General features: G+C 36.9%; 16 protein-coding genes and 4 pseudogenes. 7 read left to right on the forward strand and 13 right to left on the reverse strand.

From position 1 onward, the window contains the following. Positions 1–472: 472 nt before the first annotated feature. From J7I90_RS03380 to J7I90_RS03390, 3 genes and pseudogenes are all read right to left on the reverse strand, one after another. Positions 473–1,621 (reverse strand): serine hydrolase domain-containing protein, encoded by a 1,149-nt coding sequence (locus J7I90_RS03380; RefSeq protein ID WP_214768432.1) that lies wholly within the window; start codon positions 1,619–1,621, stop codon positions 473–475. 641 nt (positions 1,622–2,262) lie between these two features. Next, positions 2,263–3,597 (reverse strand): erythromycin esterase family protein, encoded by a 1,335-nt coding sequence (locus J7I90_RS03385; RefSeq protein WP_214768433.1) that lies wholly within the window; start codon positions 3,595–3,597, stop codon positions 2,263–2,265. A gap of 826 nt (positions 3,598–4,423) precedes the next feature. After that, positions 4,424–5,787, reverse strand: a pseudogene (locus tag J7I90_RS03390) (erythromycin esterase family protein). A 475-nt stretch (positions 5,788–6,262) separates the two neighbouring features. On the opposite strand from J7I90_RS03390, the gene J7I90_RS03395 reads away from it, so the two are divergent. Both J7I90_RS03395 and J7I90_RS03400 read left to right on the forward strand, forming a co-directional pair. Further along, the gene (locus J7I90_RS03395; protein ID WP_214768435.1) at positions 6,263–6,841 is read left to right on the forward strand and encodes a sensor domain-containing protein; all 579 of its coding nucleotides are present in this window, start codon (positions 6,263–6,265) and stop codon (positions 6,839–6,841) included. 138 nt (positions 6,842–6,979) lie between these two features. Beyond that, positions 6,980–8,773 carry a helix-turn-helix transcriptional regulator gene (locus tag J7I90_RS03400; protein WP_214768436.1) on the forward strand — a complete coding sequence of 598 codons (1,794 nt, stop codon included), beginning with the start codon at positions 6,980–6,982 and terminating at the stop codon, positions 8,771–8,773. A gap of 655 nt (positions 8,774–9,428) precedes the next feature. On the opposite strand, the gene J7I90_RS03405 is transcribed toward J7I90_RS03400, so the two are convergent. Then, positions 9,429–9,995: an RBBP9/YdeN family alpha/beta hydrolase gene (locus tag J7I90_RS03405; RefSeq protein WP_214768437.1), complete on the reverse strand. Its 567-nt coding sequence runs from the start codon at positions 9,993–9,995 to the stop codon at positions 9,429–9,431. A 1,040-nt stretch (positions 9,996–11,035) separates the two neighbouring features. Beyond that, positions 11,036–11,570, reverse strand: a pseudogene (locus tag J7I90_RS03410) (GNAT family N-acetyltransferase). A gap of 487 nt (positions 11,571–12,057) precedes the next feature. Here J7I90_RS03410 and sda point away from each other — a divergent pair. The 3 genes from sda to J7I90_RS03425 all read left to right on the forward strand — a co-directional run bounded on the left by sda (position 12,058) and on the right by J7I90_RS03425 (position 13,967). Then, on the forward strand, positions 12,058–12,207 hold the full coding sequence (gene sda, locus J7I90_RS03415; RefSeq protein WP_214768438.1) for a sporulation histidine kinase inhibitor Sda: 150 nt from the start codon (positions 12,058–12,060) through the stop codon (positions 12,205–12,207). A gap of 290 nt (positions 12,208–12,497) precedes the next feature. After that, complete coding sequence (locus J7I90_RS03420) at positions 12,498–12,812, forward strand: hypothetical protein (protein WP_214768439.1); 315 nt, start codon at positions 12,498–12,500, stop codon at positions 12,810–12,812. A 33-nt stretch (positions 12,813–12,845) separates the two neighbouring features. Further along, the gene (locus tag J7I90_RS03425; RefSeq protein ID WP_214768440.1) at positions 12,846–13,967 is read left to right on the forward strand and encodes a type II asparaginase; all 1,122 of its coding nucleotides are present in this window, start codon (positions 12,846–12,848) and stop codon (positions 13,965–13,967) included. A 190-nt stretch (positions 13,968–14,157) separates the two neighbouring features. Here the strand turns inward: J7I90_RS03425 and J7I90_RS03430 are convergent, their stop codons facing one another. The 4 genes from J7I90_RS03430 to J7I90_RS03445 form a co-directional block, all read right to left on the reverse strand. Beyond that, positions 14,158–15,594, reverse strand: coding sequence for an amino acid permease (locus tag J7I90_RS03430; RefSeq protein WP_214768441.1), 1,437 nt, complete (start codon positions 15,592–15,594; stop codon positions 14,158–14,160). Between the two features lie 135 nt (positions 15,595–15,729). Next, positions 15,730–17,181 (reverse strand): aldehyde dehydrogenase family protein, encoded by a 1,452-nt coding sequence (locus J7I90_RS03435; protein WP_214768442.1) that lies wholly within the window; start codon positions 17,179–17,181, stop codon positions 15,730–15,732. Positions 17,182–17,240: 59 nt separating this feature from the next. Next, the gene (locus tag J7I90_RS03440) at positions 17,241–18,281 is read right to left on the reverse strand and encodes a homoserine dehydrogenase (RefSeq protein WP_214768443.1); all 1,041 of its coding nucleotides are present in this window, start codon (positions 18,279–18,281) and stop codon (positions 17,241–17,243) included. A gap of 37 nt (positions 18,282–18,318) precedes the next feature. Beyond that, positions 18,319–19,536: a cystathionine gamma-synthase family protein gene (locus tag J7I90_RS03445; protein ID WP_214768444.1), complete on the reverse strand. Its 1,218-nt coding sequence runs from the start codon at positions 19,534–19,536 to the stop codon at positions 18,319–18,321. A gap of 532 nt (positions 19,537–20,068) precedes the next feature. Here J7I90_RS03445 and J7I90_RS27185 point away from each other — a divergent pair. Then, the gene (locus J7I90_RS27185) at positions 20,069–20,713 is read left to right on the forward strand and encodes a GntR family transcriptional regulator (RefSeq protein ID WP_214770033.1); all 645 of its coding nucleotides are present in this window, start codon (positions 20,069–20,071) and stop codon (positions 20,711–20,713) included. Positions 20,714–21,004: 291 nt separating this feature from the next. Here the strand turns inward: J7I90_RS27185 and J7I90_RS03455 are convergent, their stop codons facing one another. The 3 genes and pseudogenes from J7I90_RS03455 to J7I90_RS27190 form a co-directional block, all read right to left on the reverse strand. Then, complete coding sequence (locus J7I90_RS03455) at positions 21,005–21,232, reverse strand: hypothetical protein (RefSeq protein WP_214770214.1); 228 nt, start codon at positions 21,230–21,232, stop codon at positions 21,005–21,007. Beyond that, positions 21,198–21,779 (reverse strand): type 1 glutamine amidotransferase family protein, encoded by a 582-nt coding sequence (locus J7I90_RS03460; RefSeq protein WP_214768445.1) that lies wholly within the window; start codon positions 21,777–21,779, stop codon positions 21,198–21,200. Before J7I90_RS03460 ends, J7I90_RS03455 begins: the two co-directional genes overlap by 35 nt. Before the next feature lie 636 nt (positions 21,780–22,415). Beyond that, positions 22,416–22,795: pseudogene (locus J7I90_RS27190) on the reverse strand (alpha/beta fold hydrolase); the annotation flags it as partial. Positions 22,796–23,078: 283 nt separating this feature from the next. Between J7I90_RS27190 and J7I90_RS03470 the strand changes: the two are divergent. Further along, positions 23,079–23,795 (forward strand): vanadium-dependent haloperoxidase, encoded by a 717-nt coding sequence (locus J7I90_RS03470; protein ID WP_214768447.1) that lies wholly within the window; start codon positions 23,079–23,081, stop codon positions 23,793–23,795. Between the two features lie 158 nt (positions 23,796–23,953). Here J7I90_RS03470 and J7I90_RS03475 read toward each other — a convergent pair. Next, positions 23,954–24,155: pseudogene (locus J7I90_RS03475) on the reverse strand (IS3 family transposase); the annotation flags it as partial. Positions 24,156–24,338 lie beyond the last annotated feature (183 nt).

A 24,338-nucleotide genomic window follows, 5' to 3' on the forward strand; every position in this document is an offset into this window, starting at 1 on the left:
TCTTAAAGGTAAGACAAAGTTGATTGGAACGGAAGGTACGAGACTCCTGCTTAGAAAAGCGCGTCTAGGGGAAGACCCCGCAGGCGAAAGCCGAGGAGGCTCCCCGACCGCCCGCGGAGAGCAAGTGCCCTACGTTCCAAGCAACGTCCAAATTGTACAAGCCATAAAAATAGACAAACTCGATTTTCATCGAGTTTGTCTACAGTCTGCAACAAAAAGGTTCTAGAACCTTTTTGTTGTATTTACCTTTTAAATCCACCTTCTGAATGAATCTAACTTGTAATCCAATCTGCTTCATCGCTCATTAAAAGATTTTATAGTTCTTGCAACATTTTAATGCATTAATCGTTATTTGAGAAGGAGTTAACTTTTTCTTGCCTAATAGCTAACTGTTTTTAAAAGTTAGTTGGGCTTATGAACCACAAAGATATATTTTTAACTATAAAACTATGACAAAGTTTTTCCTTTTTGCCTACTTGCTAAATTCAGCAAGTAAAATATTTTTAAAAGGATCAGGGCTATTGTTAAGGCTGTTCAAATTGACGGCCAATGTATGCTTGCCTCCAAGTGTGCCACCCGCAAATGTGGAAAACCCTGGAACGCCACCTTTGTGTCCCCATATCGAGACGCCGCTTGGAAGCTTAATTTCAAAGATTCCTAGACCAAAACCAGTTCCTTCTCTTCCTGTGGGAACTGTAGTAAGCATTTGTTTTAGTTGCTGTTCCTTCAGTAATTTGCCACTAAGTAAGTAAGAGAAGAATTTGTTTAAGTCGTCAGCAGTAGAAATCATATCTCCATCCGAGCTACCTGGGTTGGCATAAGTAACGTCTTTTAGCTCACTTGCTCCGTCTGGTTGGAAATATCCACGGGCATGCTTGGTGCCGGGAATAACGCTTGAATTGCCAGGTAGGAATGTATTTGACAGATCAAGCGGTTCAATAATCCGATTTTCAACCTCTTCCGCATAGCTGTTTCCAGTTACTTTTTCAATAAGGATCCCCAGTACTACGTATCCTGTGTTTGAATAAGACCAACCCTTTCCTGGAGCAAAGTCTGGGGGGAGAGAAATCCCCATCTTTACGAATTCTTCAGCCGTATATGATTTTTTTGTATCTATAATATCAAAGTCTTTTGACTTTACATAGTCAGCGATACCACTTGTATGATTCAGTATCTGCCGGATAGTAATCTGGTTACCATCATATCCGTTTCCTTGAATAAAACCCGGCAACCATTTTTCAATAGGGTCGTCTAGATTCAAACGGTTCTCTGCAGATAATTGAAGTAGAACTGTTGCAATAAACGTTTTCGTCACACTGCCAATGCGAAAGCGAAAATCAGTTTTCATTGGTTTCTTGGTTCTCAGATCCGCTATCCCAGCGGCATAACCCCAAGTTTTACCTCCCTTGGACATTTTAGCGAGTATTCCCGGGTATCCAAGTTGCAGTGTATCCCGCATTGCTTCCTTGACGGAAGTACGATCTCGTTGAGTACTTGTTTGTAACGAACTAGATACATTTCGCGTGGGTTCTGCTTTTGAGGTTGGTGTTATGTATAACAGGGAACTTCCAGCTATTAAAAGTGCTAGACTTGCACATGTAATTTGACCACGTGTTTTCATAAGGCATTCCTCTCCTCTATTTAAATTGTATAGATGCTTGATAGCTGTGTCATAATAACCACACAGTCATCAACTCTACCAATGACAAAAAGTCAACATTGAATTTGCAATTATCTTACTAATCATTATTCTCACAAACATCATTGTGTCCTAACAAACGGTAAATCCCTCTTTTTCCACAAGCATGTTAACCATAGAATTTACTTCTTTCCTTAAAACACTCTTGTTACTGGTTCATATATAGGTCATACCTATTTCCCCTTTACTCCTCTTTATATTTTTTTCATATACAATGAAAAACTCTTTTTCCTTACCTATTCCTTACATTCGAAATCGCTTCTATAATAGGGGTGAAGGAGCATCTGTGCCCGAAAGCGCAAAAAAAGAAACGCCCCAAAACAAAAATGAGCTGACTTCTCAAAATAACTAAAAGTAGAGACAGAAAATTTTCATTTAGGGGGTACTTCAAAACCTTATCTTGATGGCGATGTGTTCCTAACCCACATCGCCTTAAATTTGAAAACACTTATTCCATCCACTGACCCTTTAATGGAATAACATGACTGACATTTTTAAACAACTCTATTGACACTCAAAACTACCATCAATACTACACTCCGTTGAGACACATTATTACAAATTTATTGATGTAGTTGAGATGGACTCACTTTTTGAATTTGAACAAGTATATCAAACGATTTACCTAATGATATATCAACAGTTTTTGGTATATCAGGGCCTTCCATAGTTATTCCAGCGAAAATTGGATGTTGTTCGTTTAACCAAGTTTTTGTCACACCGTTCGCCTTACGTAAATCAATAAAAAATTGATCTTTTTTGACCTGTCCAAAGACGTAGTTATAACTGTTTGGATCATCTGATTTTAATGTTCCATATGGGCCAAATTCACCGTCAGTATTATAGACATTATATTGCCCTTCGTAAACTGATGTTCCAATAGATACATACCGTTTACCATAATATTCTGCTAAATGCTGCCCAGCTACCTTAGGGTATATAAAAGGAATCATATTTGTTTTCGAAACGTGTCCATTATGTCCCCAAACAATGGTTTTACCTAAATGTTCTTCAGTCCACTTCGCATTTTCATACATTGCAATATCATGTTTCAAAAAAAGGTCCGATGGTTTATCAGGTGGTGACGCTAACATTGTAGTAAATTGTTCAATAATACGGGCATTTTGTTTTATCCATGCGAACTCTTTGGATTTTCCATTTAGAGAACTTTTATTTTGTTCTAATAAAGCACTGATTTGTTTAGCATCTGAAATATACTTTTCTTTTTCTTTTTGCGGAAGGCTGCCAAAGGTATCCATATCCTTTGTTACAGGTATAAGACCTTTTGTCTTCTCTTCTACTCTAGGCACAAGATCTGAATTGTTTCTTTTTATATATTCTATTATATTATTGTAAACATTCTCGTTTACTGATTGAATATCCATCCCAATGACACGCACTTTAGATTTATGTTTTGGATTAGCATTATATTGCCGAATCCAACTAAGTAGATATAACATTTCCTTCGTCTTAAATGCAGGTGATAGATGCTGGCTTGGGTTTCCCTTACCAGTAAGAACATATCGGTCAAGTTCCAAAGCTCTATCCCATCCCTCTTCTAAAACTAAATTGATAAAGCCCTTTTCAGATACTAAATAATTAACAATGCGGTGTTTCATTGTAAAAACTTCATGAGCCCCATGCGTAGCTTCACCTAAACCTACAATTGAAGCTGAACCTACCATATTCTTAAGTGGTTTTAAATCATTAAGAGATGCAGTTGGATTAGTTGTTTTTAAAGGCTTTGCATGGGCTTCCAACCATTCCGCTATTTGATTTGTATTGTAGGGAGCTGTAACAGGAACTTCTGTTTTCGAAGAATCTGCATAAGTACTTCCTACAAAATTAGCAAGTATTATAGCAGAAGCACTAAGTGCAATAATCACTTTCTTTTTCATAAAAACCTCCTGAATACTTACTTATTGGTTTTTTTACATGACTAAAGGATTTCCGTTTAAACCATTAATTTTCTTATTACTTTTAAGATAATTCTAGTTCCTAAAACTCACTTATTTCTTAATAGATTCTAAAGATTCTGGTATATTCGCACTTAGTGAGTCTAAATTAACTCTTATTACATAATTGTCTTTACTAAATCACTAACTGTACCGATATCAAATGTGCTTCGGAATCTTAATTCTTTCTCATCTATTACTTTGATTAAATGTTTCCAAGGTTTTTTTAGACTCTTTAACTAACGTTATATCATTACGTGCAAAATCTTTAAAAAACGAAAAATTCCAATTTCTCTTATCGCCATGGTTAACTTGGAAATCGACGTTGAAATTACCTTTCTTTAATTTCATTTTTCCACTGTTACGGATAGATTTTGTCGATCAGACTGTATTTTGATAGGAGTTTGCTGTTCCAATGTAACGAACTGATTTTTTTCATGCAGTGCTACTTTTGGGTGAATTTCCAAATAACTTGTTTTTTTCTTTTAGAGACTGAGGAATTATCGTTCTTCCTTTTACAGTTATATGATTTTCAGATTTATTAGTCTCAGTCTCAAAATCAATGCCATCTGACAACGAGGGAATTTCCTTTCCTTGGTCGTTGTAAAGCTCTAATCTGACTCGATGATTTTTTCCTTCATTTGGTAATGCCACTGTGTATTAATTGCGGTTGATGCTTTCCCTTTAGTCGCATCAAAGTGAACTTTTACGTCTGCAAACAATCCCTCATCCTGGTAACATGTTTAGGGATTGTCTTTTTTATTTCATATTACTTGATATGCGAAGGGGTCGTTTTTTGGATATGAACCATAATGTCGAATTGCTCCTGAAGGGAAACATCATCATCATATTGCGATACGTTAGGATTGATCTGTGCAACGCCATCAAAGAATGGCTGCTTTTCTTTTACCCATTGCTGCGCGGATCCATTCAAATTGCGAAGATCTAACAGGAACTGATCGTAATGAACTTGTCCAAACATATGATTGGAGCTGTTCTCGTTCTTCTGAATGGTATCCGCTGCAATCTTATTTTCACTGAATGATTTATATGCTGTAAATTTGCCTTCCGTGGTGGAGGAGCCAATTGCTACATATTGATTACCTACACGTTCTATCAGAAACTCCCCGGCGACTTTAGGATACATCTTCTCAGTGATAACACCTTTAGCTATGTGAATATTGTGCCCCCAAACCATCGTTTTGCCGCCAAATTTTTCTTGAGCCCAAACAGCGTGCTCGGCTAGATACTGATCATGCAGCTTCACCATGCTCGGATAGTCAGCAGGAATCCCCATCTTCGTAAAATTCTCTATCACTATAGTCGTTCCTTTCACCCAATCTAGCTCGTGTGAATCAGTCTCATTATTCGACTTCGTTTTGTCTTCAAGTAGTTTGACTACTTTTTGAGCATTAGCCATATGCTTTTCTTTCACTTCAGTAGTCAGCTTCATATATTCCTGTAGATTACCTGCCACCGATGACAACTCGTTGTAGCTTTGCTCGACTTCCGGCAGTAAATCAGGATGATGTTCCTTTACATAGTTGATCACTTTATCGAAGACACTTTGATCCAGCATTTTTAAGTCGAGTCCGATGAATTGGATTTTCTTTTTATTTACAGGATCAGAGTTGTATTTCCGCATCCATTCTACCATAGCGACGATCTCATCAATTGGGTACAACAGCTTCAAAAACTCCCTAGGGTTGCCTTTTCCCGTTTGGATATACTCGTTCAGCTTTAAACCGTTGCCCCAATCCTCTTCATTCCCAAAATTGGTAAAGCCTAGCTCAGTGACCAAATACTTCACGAGGCGATGCTTCATCATAAAAATCTCCGAGCTTCCGTGAGTAGCCTCCCCTAAACCAACATAATTTGCATTCCCTATCATTTCTTTTAGCGGTTTTAAATCATCCAATGGTTGTTTCGGATTTAACGTCTTCATTCGCTTCGCCTGCAATTCAAGTGATTTTGCAATACTATTTGAGATGATATTTGAGCTGTCTCAACTGGTTGGGTTGTTCCTATTAGATCCGACTTTTCAGCTGGTCTCGTACTACAACCCACAGTTAGAATCGCTGCACTTTGCATTAAGGCAACTCCACCGTAAATCATTTTCCTTCTTTTGTTCATGGTATTCACCTCATGGATTTTTTTGAAGTACGACTTTCTGCATACAAGCATATTGGGTCGTCATCAGTAATCCAATTGTCACTCACTCACTATCATTTAAGCTAGTTACAAATCTTCACTATTTCATGTGACATGCACTGCTCGCTAACGTATTGATCAGCACCAACATGTCACAAAGAAAAGATGACATGTTGTCACTGGTGGAGATGACAGCTGTGCGGTTAGTATGAAGCAGTAGGCAACCGCACCAACCTATTTTTTAAAGAGGAGCTGATTCACCTATAGAAAACCGTAGTCAAATCATTAACAACTTCAGAACAGTGTTTCCGTCTATGGCGTTTACTTTCTTTGCTGAGGTTGAGCAGGTTGGATATATTCCGAAAATGTCACATAACATTTTCACACTGGTGCGGCTGACGGAAGACAAGCCAAACCATACAATACCGCTAATACACGGAGAGGAGCGATGAACCTTATGAAATCAGGTTTCATCCAAAATGGTTATTTTTTATTATTAACTTTCGTTACAGGCTTGTTTTACTTTTGCTTTTATATGGTAGCTCTGTCGTTCAGTTTAAGTCTTTCATTTATAGCAATCGGCATTCCACTATTTACACGGGTATTGCGAACTACGACAACCTTCATCCAATTCGAACGTACGCAGACGAAAATTTATACAGATATTACGACAGCACCTTACGACAAAAAAATAACAACGGATGCATCGATTTGGGTTCATGCCAAATTAGAACTTACGGATCGTCGCAATTGGCTCGCCGTCTTTTGGTTAATGCAGAAGTTGGTGATCGGACTCGTCAGTCTCGTCAGTGTAGCCGTTCTCTATTTAACACCTCTAGCATTCCTGTTGGCACCAATTTTGTATCGATACATCGATATGAATGTCATTTTCATGCAAGTAGATACTTTTGCGAAATCACTCCTTATCATGGTTCTGGGGGCGGTGCTTGCTGCAATAAGCGTCAGGTTGGGTGACCGGTTGGCGAAAACATTCGGAGGTTATACGCGAACCATGATTCAACAGCTAGACCGATAGCTATTTTTTTCCGACCTTTGTGCAGGTGACGGAGTGTAAACAGCCAATTACACTGCACAAAGGTTTGGTTTATAATACTAGTAAGAAAGAAAGAAAGAAAGAAACAAACAAACAGTAGCTGCTTAGGGGTTGAAAGAATTGTTGGAAATGGTCAAAAAATGGTTTTGGTATGATTGGATTATGCTTGGGCTCCGCCTTATTACTAGCGTTTCGCTCATTCTCACGACGATCAGATTTCAGGAAGGTCTAGCGCTGCCTTTATGGATCGTTATTTTTGGGGAGATTGCCGCTTTATCCATTCCCTGGGTTTGCTTGCAGCTCAACTACAAATATTATTTATTCACAGAGATACTGCTCTTTGGCGGGCTATGCGTACATTTAACCTCGTTGTTTCCGGAAGCTTTCCCTTCATTTCTTGTATCAGTCTTTCTGATCGCAGCGAATAGCGCTCGTCTGTCTTATCATTGGACGGCACCGGTAACAGTCTTGGTAATACCCGGAATTTTTTATGTTGTTTCGCCAAATAACAGCTATTGGTTCATGGTAATCTACTACGGACTTGCTTATGTGATGGGATTCGCCTATCATTTATTGACCGTCAACCATCGGCAAAATGAAACCATTCGCAAGCAAAACGCGGTGCTTGAGCAATATATGTCCCAAATCGAGCGTATTACGCTGGCAGAAGAGCGAAACAGGCTGTCGAGTGAGCTTCACGATACTGTCGGTCATGCTTATACTTCCATCATCATGGGAATGGAAGCGTTACGCTCCGAGCTTGCTACTGAAAAGGGTATAAAGAGGCTGGATTCCTTGCTTGAGTTGGGCCGCAAAAGTATAGAGGAAGTGAGGAGCTACTTGCATCAAATGGAGTCCCCACAGCAGTCGCTTTCCTTGGTCCAATCTCTGCAAAAGCTTGGAAATGAATTTCAGGAGCATGCCCGGGTCGAGGTAAGCTTTCGTGCTTTCGGAGAGGAGTCCCGACTGTCCCGACAAGCGAAAATGGCGTTCATTCGCTGCTTGCAGGAGTCGCTTACGAATGCGGTTCGTCACGGTCAGGCGACGGATATCACCGTTTCTTTGAAATTTGGGCACCAAGATACAAGATTGGAGGTGCATGACAACGGAAGAGGGATGGAAGAATGGCAGGAGGGCTTCGGCATGAACGCGATGAAGGAGCGGGCCATGAATTTGCAAGGTCAAGTGTTCGTCTATACGAAACCAGGGGCCGGTACGCTTGTCACCTGTACGTTGCCGCGACAAGCTGAAATGGAGAACGACCTTATTCAGCTGTTGATCGTCGACGACCAACCTTTTATTCGGGAAAGTCTGCAGGTGCTGCTCGACAAGTACCAAGACTTGAAAGTAGTCGGCTCGGCAGAGGATGGCGAACAAGCCGTCGACCTGTGCGGAAGCCTCCAGCCTCACGTAGTGCTAATGGATTTGGATATGCCACGCATGAATGGATCAGAGGCAACCAAAATGATCAAGCAGCAATGGCCGCATATTCGTGTATTGATTTTCACGACGTTTCAGGATGCGGAGCAAGCGTTGGACTTACTGCGCAGTGGTGCGGACGGCTTCCTGCTAAAATCAGCCGAACCGTTAGAGCTGGCCGATACCATCCGGCTTATTCACAGAGGAGGCACATTAATCGATCGAGGGGTGTCCCATAAAATATTCAAGAACCTCGATAAGAGCGTCAAATCTACGCAATTGAAAGCCACCAACGACTATGATCTGACTAACAGGGAAATAGAAATATTGCAGCTTGTTGCCAAAGGGCTCCGGTACAAAACGATAGCGTCCAAGCTGTATTTGTCGGACGGCACGGTCAGAAACTACGCCTCCTCGGCCTATATTAAGCTAGGAGTACACAACAAGGAAGAAGCCGTCCAGAAAGCATTGGAGATCGGAATCATCGTTAGCTAGAATTCGAAGGACAAAACTGAAAGAACAGGCAACTGATTCCGAGGGAGCCAAACAAACGCGGCAAACCACTTAGGTCGTGCGCATCATAAAATCCAATTCATAGAATAAGGGTTCTGCGAAGTAAGGGGCTGTACCAAAGGGTCACGTTAAATAGACCTTTTGGGACAGCCCCTTCATCATGAATGGAGTGTAATAAAAATATGGGATAAATAGAACTTTGTGAAGGCGACTTTATTGAATTTCAGACGTTATGGGTGCTTCGGCTCGAACATGCTTAACGCAATTGCCGTAGGTTAAGAAGATTCTGAAAAACTAGCAAACTTTGCTCGATGCCCAAGGAAAAAGAAAAAAGATGAACTAAAACTCTCCCTTAAAGGTTATATCAATTCAAAATCCTAATAAGATTATATATTGCCTGCCATCAGGGTTCACCTCATATTCTGTTTATTCCTTATTCTTTAGCTAAACTCAATAGTTATGCCTTAGTAAACTAGCCTGCCCCTTAGTTCCATAAGGGGTACCGCCAGCAAAACGCGGATTTATAACATTAAGGATATTCCAGCATTAAAAATCACAATCTATCAGTGATATAATGAGAAATTGGGAACAATTGCGCCCGATAGCGTAAGAACCGACTTAGGCTCAAATGAGTTGGTTATCTTTTTTTCATCATTTTATTTAAAATATCATAAACTAATGGGAAAGTAATAAAACCATCATCTTCTAGAAAATGACCACCCTTTTCAACAGGATAAAATGATGTATCCAATTGTTTCGATAAATTTTGACTTAATTGAAGAGGAACAATATAGTCATCTTTTGCAGTAATAACAGAACGTGAATTAGTTGCAGAAATAATTTTTTTATAATCCACTTTTTTAACTGTAAAAGGATTTAGCGAAGGGAATGACGATAATGGTTCAGAAAAGCCAGAAACCAGAATAAAACCTCCAAAGCTTGGTAAAGGCTCTAATTGTTCTAAATAGTTCAATAGTGTGATAGACCCTAAGCTATGTGTTACAAAATAAGTGTTGTTATCTATATTTTTTATATTATTAGCTAATGTTTCCAACCATTCTTCTTTCTTCGGGTCAGATGAATTTGGCATACTAAGAACCGAAACTTCATTATCATCTGCTATCAATTGTTCTTTTAACCATGGAAACCAGTGATTGGCTGGTGAAGCCCCGTATCCGTGGATAATATATACTTGTTTTCCCATTACTATTCTCCTTTCTTTTTATAGGTGTAAAAACAGTATACGTAATAAGGTTATCTTTTTGCGAAAGAATAGCCTTATTGGGCATTAGTCAACGGGATCAGGCCGAAGGGAGCATAATGAAGATAAATGCCCGTTTGTTAAATAAAAAAAGCTGCATAAACAGCTCAGTGATCTTCAAGGAAAGCGCCCATTAACGGAATAGTGTATGGAAAAACTCAAAAAGTTTTCATTTCTCTCAATATTATTATAAATATCAACAATAAGAGGAAATACTTTTACCTTTTTAATAGAACCCGCCCAATTTCGATTTAGCCCCGATAGTATAAATAGCCCTTCTTTGTTTGCAAGTGGGGCAAAAACATTATTAGAGGATCCAACATTATTTTTCTTTTGCAATTCTGAAGCTTGTTTTACATCTTACACAGGTAGTCCGATTTCACTTATACTTTTAATATCTTTAATTAAAATCCCCATGCTCGATTTCGGGAATAGCGTGGCGAGCAATAAACTCAACAACAATACCCAAAGGGTCATAAAAGAAAATTGTAAAGCTTGCTCTATTTTATTTTTTAGTGATATTAAATACGAAATGGTAGTAACGGAACTCGTACTCGCTTAATTGATTAATGTAAGTTTCGACGTGCCAGCTTTAAAGGAAATCTCTTCGTTGTTCTCTTGTATAATTGCTAATTCCAATACATCGACATAAAAATCGCTAATTCCATCTAATGAATTTGTGTACAGTATTACTTCCTTTATTTTCATGTGAATTCCCCACATTTCGGTTTAATTGACATCCTAATTACGCAATAATTCCCACAAGGTAAAACCTGGATAAAACAATATTTATGTAAAATACCCCTTTATTACTGCCTAGTCAGTACAAACCTTCACATGCTCATCTATATTATCACAAGAGTATCCAATTCAGCTTAGATGTGAACTTTATGAAACTATCCTGCCCCTTTAGTTCCAGAAGAAAAAGGTTGCCGCAGCAACCCTTTATTAAACTAACGAACCTATTGGCGGAAGAACATTAATTAGAAATTACTTTCAAGTAATGAATAGACAAAAGTATCGTGTGCTTCACCATTTTGATGCATATATTTCTTCAAAATTCCCTCTTTTTGAAAACCAATTTTGGTTAGTAAATTATTAGATGCTTCATTGTCAATAAATACCACAGCACCTATACGAGTTAAATCCATAACATCAAAGCCATATGAAAGAACTTTAGATATTGCTTCTGCAAGTATATCCTTTTCTCCACTGATCTGGATGGATTTCATATCCTATTTCTGCTCTTTTATGTTTAGGCAACCAAGCATTAAAGCCAATCGTTCCAATTATACCTTTGGTCTCTTTTCTTTCAATCCCCCAACGTATGCCTCTTTTTTCATCGTAGTTTTTTGAAAAGAAAGCCACGAACTTCTCTGCCTGTTCTATACTCTGTAATGTATCTTGTCCGTAATAACGTGTTACATTGTGGTTAGAAAAACAAGCAAAAATACCTTCTGCATCCTCTTTTGTTATTTCTCTTAGTATTAGTCTTTCTGTCTCTAATATTGGAAACATTAATAACTCTCCCTTGGTATTCTTTCTTATGTATCTTATTACACATAATACCATATATTCCATCGGGTTCCTTAATAAACTAAACTGCCCCTATAGTTCATTAAGCAAAGAGGCCAACAAATGGCAGTTCCGGGCAGTAAAAACTGGCTAACCTTATAATACGAACGCACCCGTTAGTTCATTCGGGTTTGTTGGGTTGACACAAACTGTGAGGTGAAAATTAAGGTAAAAAGGACACAAAAGATTACTCTAAATATATTGTGTTTAATGATGTCGGTATTGTTTTATGTAGATTGAAATATAGAATAAATATGAACCCTATTTGTTACAAAAAAGTTCACTCTATATTTTTAAGTTGAAGACTACCTTCGTTAATTATAAATTACTATAATTTGTCTTACTTATTATATTATTATTTAATACTTAATATTAAATACATTTCATTGTATGTTTAAACGTGGTTTTAAAGAAATAGAAGAGGGAAGATATGAAAAAAATAAATGATCAACTATTGATAGACTCATACCTTAAAGCAATTGAATTAGACTTAGAAAAAAAAATCATCCTCGTTCTAGAAGAGGAATTGAAGAAAAGAGGTCTACCCCTTTCGATCAAAAAGATAGGAGTAACTAATTAGTATATGCTTGAAACTGTAATTCTTTGCTTTCTTTTTTTTCTAATTCTTGTTCCTCATTAGTTAATTCTCTGTATAAGACTTAAAACTAACTAACTCTCAAAGATTGACTTTTAAGTGTCCAAAATATTGACTCAAATCCACTTTTAGAATTAATTAAATCTCTTACCTGAATTTCGACATAAACTTTCATTTGTCCTTTATGAACTAAACTGTATACGGATTGATACGCAAATACCATTGTTGAAGGAGACTTCAATGTATATATAATATTCGTTAAGGAGTGATGAAAGATGAAAAGCGTAACAGTAGATAAGTTAAAATTCAAGAAACAATTATCGGTGATTGAACAAATCACACTGAAAGATTTTCTGTATACCTGGGTAGGCAGCTCAAGCAAGGGATTTGATGATTTTTTTCACCTTGAGTACACGGTAGATGTATTTGCCAAAATGGAAAAAACGACGAATGACACCAATTTGTGGATTTCTGATGATGATTATTTCAGATACATAACATTGACGGAACATAATCAAATTGTGATAGGTGTTTTAGATAAGAATTCAGAATTAAAACATAGAATACTTCCATTAGATAAGATTAAATGATTACATAATTAATAAAGAAGGAGCTAGCTAGACATGAACATAAAAAAATATCTAGGAATCACATTTCTATTGGTTACACTATTATTTTCTGGATCTATCACTGCAATCCATAGCTCAGCAAATAGTAATCTAAAAGAAGAGAAAGTAGAAGCAACATCAACAAATCCAAAGTTAAACAATGTGAAAATTATAGCTACTGGTGGAACGATTGCAGGTTCTGCCACATCAAATACTGACACAACTGGTTATCAACCAGGTGCACTTGGTGTTGAAACACTAATTAAAGCAGTTCCTGAATTAAAACAAGTAGCAAATGTGAGTGGAGAACAAATCGCCAATATTGGCAGTAACAATATGGATAATAAAACCTTATTAAAGTTGGCGAAACGAATTAATGATTTATTAAAATCTAAAGACGTTGATGGAATTGTCGTAACACATGGTACAGATACCTTAGAAGAAACTGCTTATTTTCTGAATCTGGTCGTAAAAAGCAATAAACCTGTCGTGATTGTTGGATCAATGAGACCGGCTACAGCTATAAGTGCAGATGGACCTTTAAACTTATATAATGCTGTAAAAATCGCTGCTAGTAAAGATGCTAAGAACAAAGGTGTTTTAATCTCATTAAATGACCGGATAGGTTCTGCACGCTATATAACAAAAACCAATACTACCATGACAGATACATTCCAATCTGAGGAACAAGGCTATTTAGGAGCAATCGCAGGTAATAAAATATTTTTCTACAATGAACCCACTCGTAAACATACAATCAAATCGGTGTTTGATGTATCAAAACTAGATAAACTTCCTCAAGTGGACATTATTTATAGCTATCAAAATGATAGTAGATATTTTTACGATGCAGCTGTGAAAGCAGGAGCTAAAGGAATCATAATAGCAGGTGAAGGAAACGGCTTAACTTCTGATACTGCTTTTGAGGGTGCTAAAGACGCTGTCAAAAAAGGCGTGATTATTACTCGCTCTAGCCGTGTAGGAAATGGTATTGTTACGAGAGAAAAGATTGACGATGAAAATAACTTTGTTACAGCGGACTCACTTAATCCTCAAAAAGCACGTATTTTGACGATGCTTGCATTAACAAAAACAGATGATCCAAAAGAAATTCAGCAATTTTTCAACGAATATTAATCATTAAAATTAGAATTTCTTGATTAACTAAAAGTGAATGAAATTTTAAGCATACGATGGTATGAATCACCAACGTATGCTTTTATTTATTTTTGCATTAAGTTGAACTAAATTGTCCCAGTTGCATAAAGAAAAAGCTGCCTTAAAAGCTTAGATTTTCAGCTAACGCACCCATTAGCAAAAAATCTCTTTACTTAATATTCCTAATATAATCATCCGTTATATTATAAGTATTTATCTGATCCTTATTTCCTCGATTTTTCATATAGTGGAAGAGATAGCATAAAATAATAAAAGGTACTCCACAATACAGAGCAATTCTTTGGCTCGCATCAAAAGCAAGACCTATACAAGAAGCAAGACACAAAACACAAGCAGCAATGGGTACAAAAGGATAAAGTGGTGTACGGAATTTTAAATTTTTAATATCTCCACCCATTTTCAAAAAATGTTTACGGAACATGTATTGTGATAAAACAATCCCTATCCAAACTACTACTACTGCAAATCCTGATATTGCCACAAGTACTACATAAACTGTATCAGGTGCAAATACACTAGATAATAGAGATAAACAAGCTACTGCCATACTTATAACTAAAGCATTCAATGGTACTCCATTTGACGTTATCTTTCCAAAAAATGAACTTATCATTTTCTCATTTGAAAGAGACCATAACATACGAGTAGATGCATATAGACCAGAGTTCGCTACAGAGAGTAAAGCTGTAATAATAACAAAGTTCATAATATCAGCTGCATAAGGAATTCCGATGTTGTCAAAAACCATCACAAATGGACTTTCAATGACTCCTGCTTCTTCCCAAGAGATTAAACCAGATAACACAAAAATTGCACCAACAAAGAAAAACATTGTTCGCCAAATTACATTTCTAATAGATCTAGGAACGTCTTTTTCTGGGTTTTCACTTTCTCCAGCAGCAATGCCAATAAGTTCTGTTCCTGAAAAGGCAAAATTAACGGAAATCATGGCCATAAAAACTGGAAGCAGGCCATTTGGGAAAAGACTCCCATCTGCAGTGAAATTAGAAAGCATGGGGGCAGAGGCCCTATCATCCATTGGAATAAATCCAAGCATTGCAGATCCTCCAAGTACAATAAATAAGATAATAGTAATTATTTTAATACCTGAAAACCAAAATTCGGTTTCTGCAAATATTTTTACTGAAAAGGAATTAAGTAAAAATATTAGAAGCGCAAAGACGGCGCTCCACATCCAAACAGAAGTGTGAGGAAACCACCTCTGCATCAACAGTCCAGAGGCGGTAAATTCGGAACCTACCGTTACCACCCAAGTAAGCCAGTACATTAAACCAATAGTAAATCCAGTTGCAGGACCGATAAATTTGGTAGCGTAAGTTTGAAATGAACCTGTTACTGGCATAGCAACAGTTAGTTCGCCCAGGCATAACATGACAAGGTACATGATTAATCCGCCTACTAAGTAAGCGAGAATCGTACCTCCTGGTCCAGCTTGGCTAATTGTATATCCACTGCTCAGAAAAAGACCCGTTCCAATTACACCACCTAGCGAAATCATGAACAAATGCCTGCTTTTCATTGAACGTTTCAACTGGTTTTCATTGGTATTATTTGTGTTTGGCATCTAGTCTCCTCCTCGTTATTTACTACTCTGCAAGTACTTATTTTAATAGATAGCAATATACAAAGGTTACATTCTTACAGAAAAATCAGAATATTTAATATAAAGACTGACCTGCACAGGTCAGCCCTTATGTGATCATATTGTTTTATTAACTTTAAAACAAACAACTTTTGGTTCAGTCATTTCTTGAAGCGCAAACTTAATTCCCTCGCGACCTAAACCAGAACCTTTTACACCTCCGAAAGGCATCGCATCAATGCGATAATCTGAGCTATCATTTACCATAACCCCACCTACATCAAGTTTACGTATGGCTCTAAATGCCTTATCTAAATCACGAGTGAATATACCTGCTTGCAATCCGAAATCTACACGATTAGATTGGGAAATAGCCGTATCAAGGTCAGGAACATTATAAATGGTAACAACTGGGCCAAAAACCTCTTCCGTTGCCAATTTACAATCTTCTGGTACATTAACTAAAACAGTAGGTTGATAAAAAGATCCTTCCCGTTTTCCACCACAAAGCAACTTTGCACCTTTCTCAACAGCTTCATTTACCCATCTTTCAACACGTTTTGCTTCTATTTCGGAGATCATTGGTCCCATATCTGTTTCTTCTAATAATTTATCACCTACTCGATATTGTTGAGTACGATCAATAAATTTACCAATAAAGTCATGATAAATACCTTCTTGAACATATATTCTCTGTACCCCTAAACAATTTTGTCCAGCTGCCCAAAATGCTCCAGAAACAGTTGATTTCACAGCTTCTTCTAAATCGGCATCTTTCAATACAATAACGGGTGAGTTTGATCCAAGCTCCATACATATCTTTTTCAAGCCTGCTTTTTGAATAATTGCTTTGCCAGTGGCAAGTCCTCCTGTAAAAGAAATCATTCGTATAGCTGAATGAGTAATTAGGCTATCTCCCATGTCACCTGGATGACCGGTAATGACGGATAAAACTTTCGGTGGCAAACCGGCTTTTTCAAAAGCTTCTGCCAATAAGAGAGCACTTAATGGTGTTACAGTTGCTGGTTTCACAATAATAGCGTTCCCAGCAGCAATGGCAGGACCCACTTTATGTGCAACAAGATTCAATGGATCGTTAAAAGGTGTTATAGCTACAATAATTCCAATAGGAAAACGATAATAGTAACCTATGCGATCTTCGCTTCCTGGCATTTGATCAAACGGAATGGTTTCTCCATTCATTCTCCTTGCTTCTTCAGCACTTATACGAAGTGTTTCAATACAACGTAGTACTTCTTTCCTTGCTTCTTTAATTGTTTTACTTCCCTCACGAGCAATGGTAGTTGCATATCTTTCCTTATTTTCAAAGATCCAGTCCGCAGCACGATGAAGAATAGCAATTCTTTCATGTGTTGGCATATCTGCTGCTATTTTTACTCCTTTTTTTGCTTCTTCAATAGTATAAATGACGTCTTTTTCATTAGCAGCAGGAACTGTTGTGATTAAACTATGATCTTGTGGATCCAAGACTTCAATGCTTTTATCACGAGATACCCGTTCCCCAGCAAGAAACATCTTATTTTTATTTATTAAATTGTCAGTAAACATCATACAAAATCACCTCATGATAAGTAATTTTTAACTTATAACTTTAAGAATGAAATGAATTATAATTGATCACGGTTAATGTTGATTAAATCAATAAGAATCGAGAATCCTGTTTCTTTCCGTCCAGCTCCCGCTCCAATCAGGGTAATTGGGCCAGCTAAATCACAATCATAAGTAATAGCATTTTGTGCACCTAAAACTCCAGCTAGAGGATCTGTAAGAGGGATAGCTTCAGGTCCTACCTTTGCAATGGCTTTATCGCCAGCCTTTATACATTTAGCAATTAACTTCCATCTCTTACCTTCTGATTTTGCCCACTCAATGTCCTTTTCCGTAAGATGACTAATCCCTTCACATTCTACTTCTTCTCGTTTCATTGGAATGCCCATTACAATGTTAGCAAGAATGGTAGCTTTATATTGAGCATCGTATCCCTCAACGTCGCTAGTCGGATCTGCCTCTGCATAACCAAGAGCTTGGGCCTCTGACAATGCATCTTGATAACTCAATCCTTCTTCCATTTTAGTTAGGATATAATTGGTTGTTCCATTTAAAATCCCTCGTATTTCAAAAATGCTGTTCCCTGCCAATGAACTCAGAGGCATTCTTAATGCTGGGGTTCCACTCATAACTGTTCCTTCAAAGCCCCAACGAACATCATTTTTTTTTGCTAATTCAGCTAACTCTTGATAAGCAAGAGAAACCGGACCTTTATTACTCATTACTACGTTCTTTTTGCTTTCAAATGCTGCTTTACAATGATCAATGGCAGGTTGTCCTGTTTTAACATCAGTAAAGGTAATTTCAACAACTGTGTCTGCATTACTCTCACGTATTGTTTGAAAACTATCCCACCCCCTTACCAAGCTAGGGGTTTCAGGGTAACTATCTAATTTTCCTGTTTCCTTTACAGCTTGTAACGCTAAAGAAAGATCCAACCCCTTAGGATCATAAAGTGAACCTTTCATAACATCAGAGATAGCAACGATTTTTGGATCAAAGTTAAACCCACTACGTAGTGACTCACTTTTATCTTGTAAAATTTCAGCTAACCCTTGACCAACTACACCAAATCCAAGTAATGCTATCTTATGTGTCATATTTCAATACCTCTTCCGTTAGAAATATTTTATGCTCTCAATTACAGCTAACAGGGTAATTGGATTCTAAGTAAGAAAATGCTTGCTCTAAATCTGCTATAAGATCTTCTGTATCCTCGATACCTACAGAGATACGAACTAAACCTTCTGGGATACCAAGGGCTTTACGCTCTTCAATAGTACATTCAACATGGCTAGTCGTTCTCGCAGGCCCATATATAGTTTCAACGGCTCCAAGGTTTCCAGCTTTGTTTGCATATTTTAATTTTGATAATAAAATTTTGATAGCTTTCATTTCATCTTTTAATACAAAACTTAATATCCCACCGAAACCTCTCATTTGTTTCTTTGCGATATCATGATGTGGATGCGCTTCCAATCCCGGGTAATAAACTGCGTCGACTAGCTTTTTCTTTTGAAGATACTTTGCAATTTCCATTGCACTTTTTTCTTGTTGCCGTACACGAAGCTTTAACGTTTTCATCCCTCTTAAAATAAGGTAGGCTGACCACGGGTCCATAGTTGCTCCATTAATTTCACGAAAATGATAGACCTTTTTCATTAATTTTTTAGAGCCACATACTATGCCACCTAATGCATCTGCATGTCCACTTAGAAATTTAGTTGCACTATGGACTACAATATCAACTCCTAATTGAAGAGGATTTTGATTAATTGGAGTAGCAAACGTATTATCTATGATAACTAATGCCCCCACTGATTTTCCGACTCTCGCTATCCTCTCAATATCAGTAACTTTCATGGTAGGGTTAGTGGGAGACTCTAAATATAGCACTTTACACCCTTTGACCACTTCGGCTTCAATTTCGTTATGGTTTCCGGTATTACATAATGTCACATCGACATCCAGATTGGGCAAGAATTCAGTAAAAATTTTATTGGTTCCTCCATAAGTATCTTTAACGGATACAACCCGATCCCCCGGTCTTAGAAATGTATATAATGTACTACTAATAGCAGCCATTCCTGAAGAAAAACCTACAGCTTCCTCAGCCCCCTCGAGTATCCTCAATTTTTCTTCCAGGGCTTGAACAGTCGGATTCGCCATTCGATTATAGGTATAACCAGGTTTATTTCCAAGGGCAACTTCTTGCCATTCGTCTACGTCATCGTAATTGTAGGCTACACTAAGAACTACAGGAACTTGGGTTGCATTATAAGCAAGAGATTCTTTTTCTCCTGCCCATACCGCTTTTGTTCCATCTTGCACATCTTTAAAGTTATTCTCACTCATATTTTTCCACCTCTAATCTTATAACTTTGTAACAATGGTCTTATTGAAACTTGAATTTTATTTTGTATATAATATATTGTATATTTTATACTCCAAAAAAAATCCTCCTTCCATATTTCAGTTTTACCAATGTTTTCTTGGGTTTATTTCTTAATTTAAGGTATCCAAATAGTTTAAAAATCTTAAAACAAAAACACACAATATACTTTATATTGTATATTGTATATAGTACAGAATAATCTGAAAATATTTTACATACCGAATTATACAATTAACTTATCTATTTTTCAACGCTTTATTATTAAAAATTCTTTAAACCACCTTTTTTTAAGGCTATGTACTATATCAACTTGAATCACTTAAAACAAAAATTTATAAATAAATATGGATTAGGAGTCGTTTTATACCTTAAATATAATAAATAATAGAGATATTGAAGTCTTTAAAAGAAGGTGCTAATATAAAAGACAAGAATTTCTAATTATATATTGTATACTATATAATATTAATTTTTGCCTTAGGAGGAAACGCTATCAAAAATAAATATCAATCATTAAAAGATCTCGTATATGATTATATAACTGAAAGAATTCAGAACGGAACCTTACTTCCTAAGCATAAGATAAATGAATCGGTATTATGCGAAAAATTGGGAGTAAGTAGAACTCCTGTAAGGGAAGCTTTGATACAACTAGCTTCAGACAATTTGCTCGAGTATCTTCCTAGAAAAGGATTTATTGTAAAAGAACTTGATACCAAGAAAAAGCTAGATGTTTTTCGAATTGTTAGTGTATTGGATTCTTTAGCAGCCTCTTTATCTTTAGAACATATCACAGAAAGTGATATTGAACGTATGGAAGATTTGGTTAAGAAAATTGAATTTTCAATTTCAACAAAAAATTATTTAGATTATCAAAAATACCAAAATCAATTCCATAAAGTATATATTGATAAATGCAATAATCCTACATTAATAGATCTTCTTGATTCTTTACAAAATAGTTTTGTTAGACAAATTTATTTAAGCAATAATGAAGAAAAGCTTTTTGCCGTATTAGAGGAAATGAATGAAGATCATAAAGAAATTACTAATTATTTCAAAAAAAGAGATAAAGAGAATTTAGAGCAACTCATTAAGAATAAACATTGGGAAATAACTCATATAGATATGATATAGTTCATAACATAAGCTATCTTATAGGAAATACAAAACCCATAGTCTGTCTAAATCCATGGGCCATCAAGAAGATTGCCACCCATCATCCAGAATCGGATTGGTGGGTGGGAGTCGATAATCCCGTTATCTTACTCCACCTCCATATATCTTTAGAGACGTTTACATTGCATAATAGTTCCAGCCTTTAAAACTAAATTGCCCCGATAGTTCCATAAAGAAATAGCTGCATTAAAGACAGCTCTGATCCTCAGCTAACGCATCGGTTAGTTCTATAAGAAAAGCGAAACTTCTTCAAGAATCGCGCCCTTTTCTTGAAGAACTAAAATCATAAATAAGAGTTTCGAAATGGAACAGCCATTCTTCAAGATAGCTAATCCGGTAAAATAGATCATAGTAGGGTTCTCTCTCGGTGTCGCTAAAAAAGACCCGTTCCTCATCATTTGCAGGAACGATATCATTGATGATCGTCAAGATATCCAAGAAACTAACTTTTGATAAAACCTGTTTTAAATAAAGCATACCATTCTTTTAGTTCTTTACCTTCCAAAACATCCAATTTACTTAAAATATCTCTTGAAAATTCTAGTGCTCCACTTCCATTAGCTGTGATTAGACAGGCATCACTAACAGATTGTGCTTCTATATATTTTTCATCGCCTCGATAATTAGGTGCACCTTCTTTTAAATAAGGCAATGAATTACCTGTATGTTTATGATGATCAAGAAATCCGTGATTCCCTAAAAAGGTAGTTGCATCACAAATTGCTGCAACCGGGATATCCTTTCCAAAACAAAAATCCACAAGCTTCTTTGCCTGATGATTTTTTTCTTCTCTCCATCCAGTTCCGCCAGGAATAATCAACATCACAAATTCCAATTTAAAAGAAAAGTCTTGTAAGCTATAATCCGGAAGTACAGTCAATCCACCCATTGAAATTTTCGGATCCTTGTCAATCGCAATTGTCTGAACTTGAAATCCCGTCCCTGGTTTATTTAACTCTGCAGTCACATAACTTGCTTCCCAATCTGAAAAACCATCTGTAATAAAAACTAACACTTTTTTCATTTGTATGTCCTCCCTATTTCTTGATAAATGTATCCAACACACCATAAAAAACATCACTGCATATTCCGTCAGTTAAGTTTTTAAATGTTTCAAAATAATACTGATATGTTCTCACTTCGAAATCATGCAACCGTTAGTTCATTAAGAAAAGCGATTACGTGAATATCTAATCTCTAACCTGAAAAATGATTATTTTGATTATTGCTCTCATAAATTCTTGAATTACTTTCCCCAAGGATAGTATCCGTCACCTATATAAGTGAATCAATATTTTTCATAGTATGCAATGTGGTCAGTACGAAGGAAAACTTTATTGAATCCTGCTTTTTCGGCATCAGCTTTAGCACGTAAAAGTAGCTCTTTACCTTAAGACCTACCACGCTAGCTACTTTCAATATAGAGAGCACATATCCAAGGCCATATATCCAGACGACTAATAAAATCAATGCTAATAAGACCTGCGCAGTCAATAATTTCACCAGAACCCTTCATTAAATACCAGATAGGGAACGGACTATCTGTTGTTATGCTGTGGTTATACAGTCCTCATATACTTTCATATTGGTTTCGTTTGGCCATTTGCACTGAAAATATTTTATTGCTTTTCTACTGGAATCGAGCTACACCCGTTCATTAAATTAATATTGGTTCGTGTGGTATCAATATTCGTAGTTGCTCTGGGTGCCGTATGGATAAATCGAGTCCGATAACAGCACAGAGCTGCTTCCAAATACGTACCGGTTCATCAGTCAATTTAGCTAGCAGACGGTGAACGCCGTCGCTATGTGTCTTCACACGGTAATTCTCAGTTTGATGGAAGAGACTAATGCGGGAATGTCCACGGCGATCGTATGTAACCACTGTGTACCGGTTAGCAAGATTATAGCGGCTAATTAGAATTTATCTGCGTCTCCACCTCCACCATGCATTATCAAAAATAGAGGATCAGAGCCACGCACTTCATAATAGAGTATCGCCCCAGACACCGCCAATGTCCCATTCCTGATTCCAAGCATTTATAACTCCCCCCTCCTTTTTTTCTATTTCCCCTAAGACATTACCTATATAACGATGTTGTAAATCTATATATTCTTGGGTAACATTTATAATTCCTTCTTTAACTTACCGCCCGATAGTTTCAAAGTCTGCCTCTGCATCCAGGGAATTAAAGAAAAACACTTGATCTAAGTGTGTAACTCACTCTTTCTCCTCTGTTAAGGAATCAAAAAGTTAAATGGTCATACTTCATTACTCTTAATCATAAGGAACAAGGAGAACATTTATTAGGGGGGTGTCTTTATGAGAACTAGTTATAGAAGATGGACAGAGTTTCCTTACCCAGGGGAAAGTCTCCCGCCTAAAGGTTCTCCAGAGGCAGGAAATTGGCCAATGTTTTTTATTTCAAGGGGAAGAGACAATGATTTCCTGGACCCCTTTCATCAACGAATCAGTTGGCGAGTTAAAAATCCACTTGATATTGAATGGGAAACAGAGTTATTCATTGTAGAAGAGACATTAAAATCATTGACTTCCCAGCAAATACGGATCGCACAATATTGGGGAACAGGTGAATTAACGGCGAAAATTACCACTCTAATTTTCAATTTAGCTGAAAAGTATATGCTGGGTTCCCCGAATGTTGCAAGGGTTCAGAGTTATTTCCACGCGGCTATGAATGATACCTTTGTTATCACGTGGTTTTTAAAATATTATTGGGATGTTGCACGTCCAAATCAATATGGCAGAAATCTGTCTACTGTGCTGTTTACCCCTCGTTTTCCAGCTTATCCTTCTGCACACGCAACAGTGGCAGGCTGTGCAGAGACAGTATTAAGTTATTTCTTCCCCCAAGAATCTACAGAATTAAAAAAAATAATGGAAGAAAGCGCTCAATCTCGTTTGTACGCTGGGGTACATTTTAATATGGATAATAAGGAAGGTTTAAGTTTAGGCAGACAAATTGGAGAGGTAGTTGTAAGCTTTTTAAGGGCACAAAATCTAAATACGCTTCAATAATATTTTGGGTTCAGGTTGTGCTAACCTGAACCTTTATTTAAATAAAGAAAGAACTGCATAAAGTCAGCTCCGACCTTTAGCTAAAGTACCTGTTAAAGGACCAAGACTGTATTAAACCGTACCCTATGTAAAGGACATTTGGATGGTCAACACTAAATCAAATATGTAATATCAGTAAGTAATACTTTTCCTGGAATTGCTTGTTTAAACTCTCGGTTTAATAAGTACGGCAGAATGGCGTGTTCTTGAGTGGCTTTAAACATCTTCTGAAAAGGGGTTGGCTCTTCTAATTGGACAAACAATCTTGTATTTCGCCATAATCATTCGCATTCGCTTCAAGTTATATGTAATTCGAAACTGTCACCCATTTTTTTCATTATACATAAAAGTACCCTATAGGGCAGACCTTTTTAAGTGTCCACTCTATAGTAGTGCAGTTTAAATATCTGGCTGACCTTATAATACGAAAGGGCGGATTAGCTTCATAATGAACAAGTGATTTATCTATTCATCATATATGGTAATAATCAATTTATTCCAATA

The organism is Bacillus sp. ISL-57, assembly GCF_018613135.1.
Classification (GTDB): domain Bacteria; phylum Bacillota; class Bacilli; order Bacillales; family DSM-1321; genus Peribacillus; species Peribacillus frigoritolerans.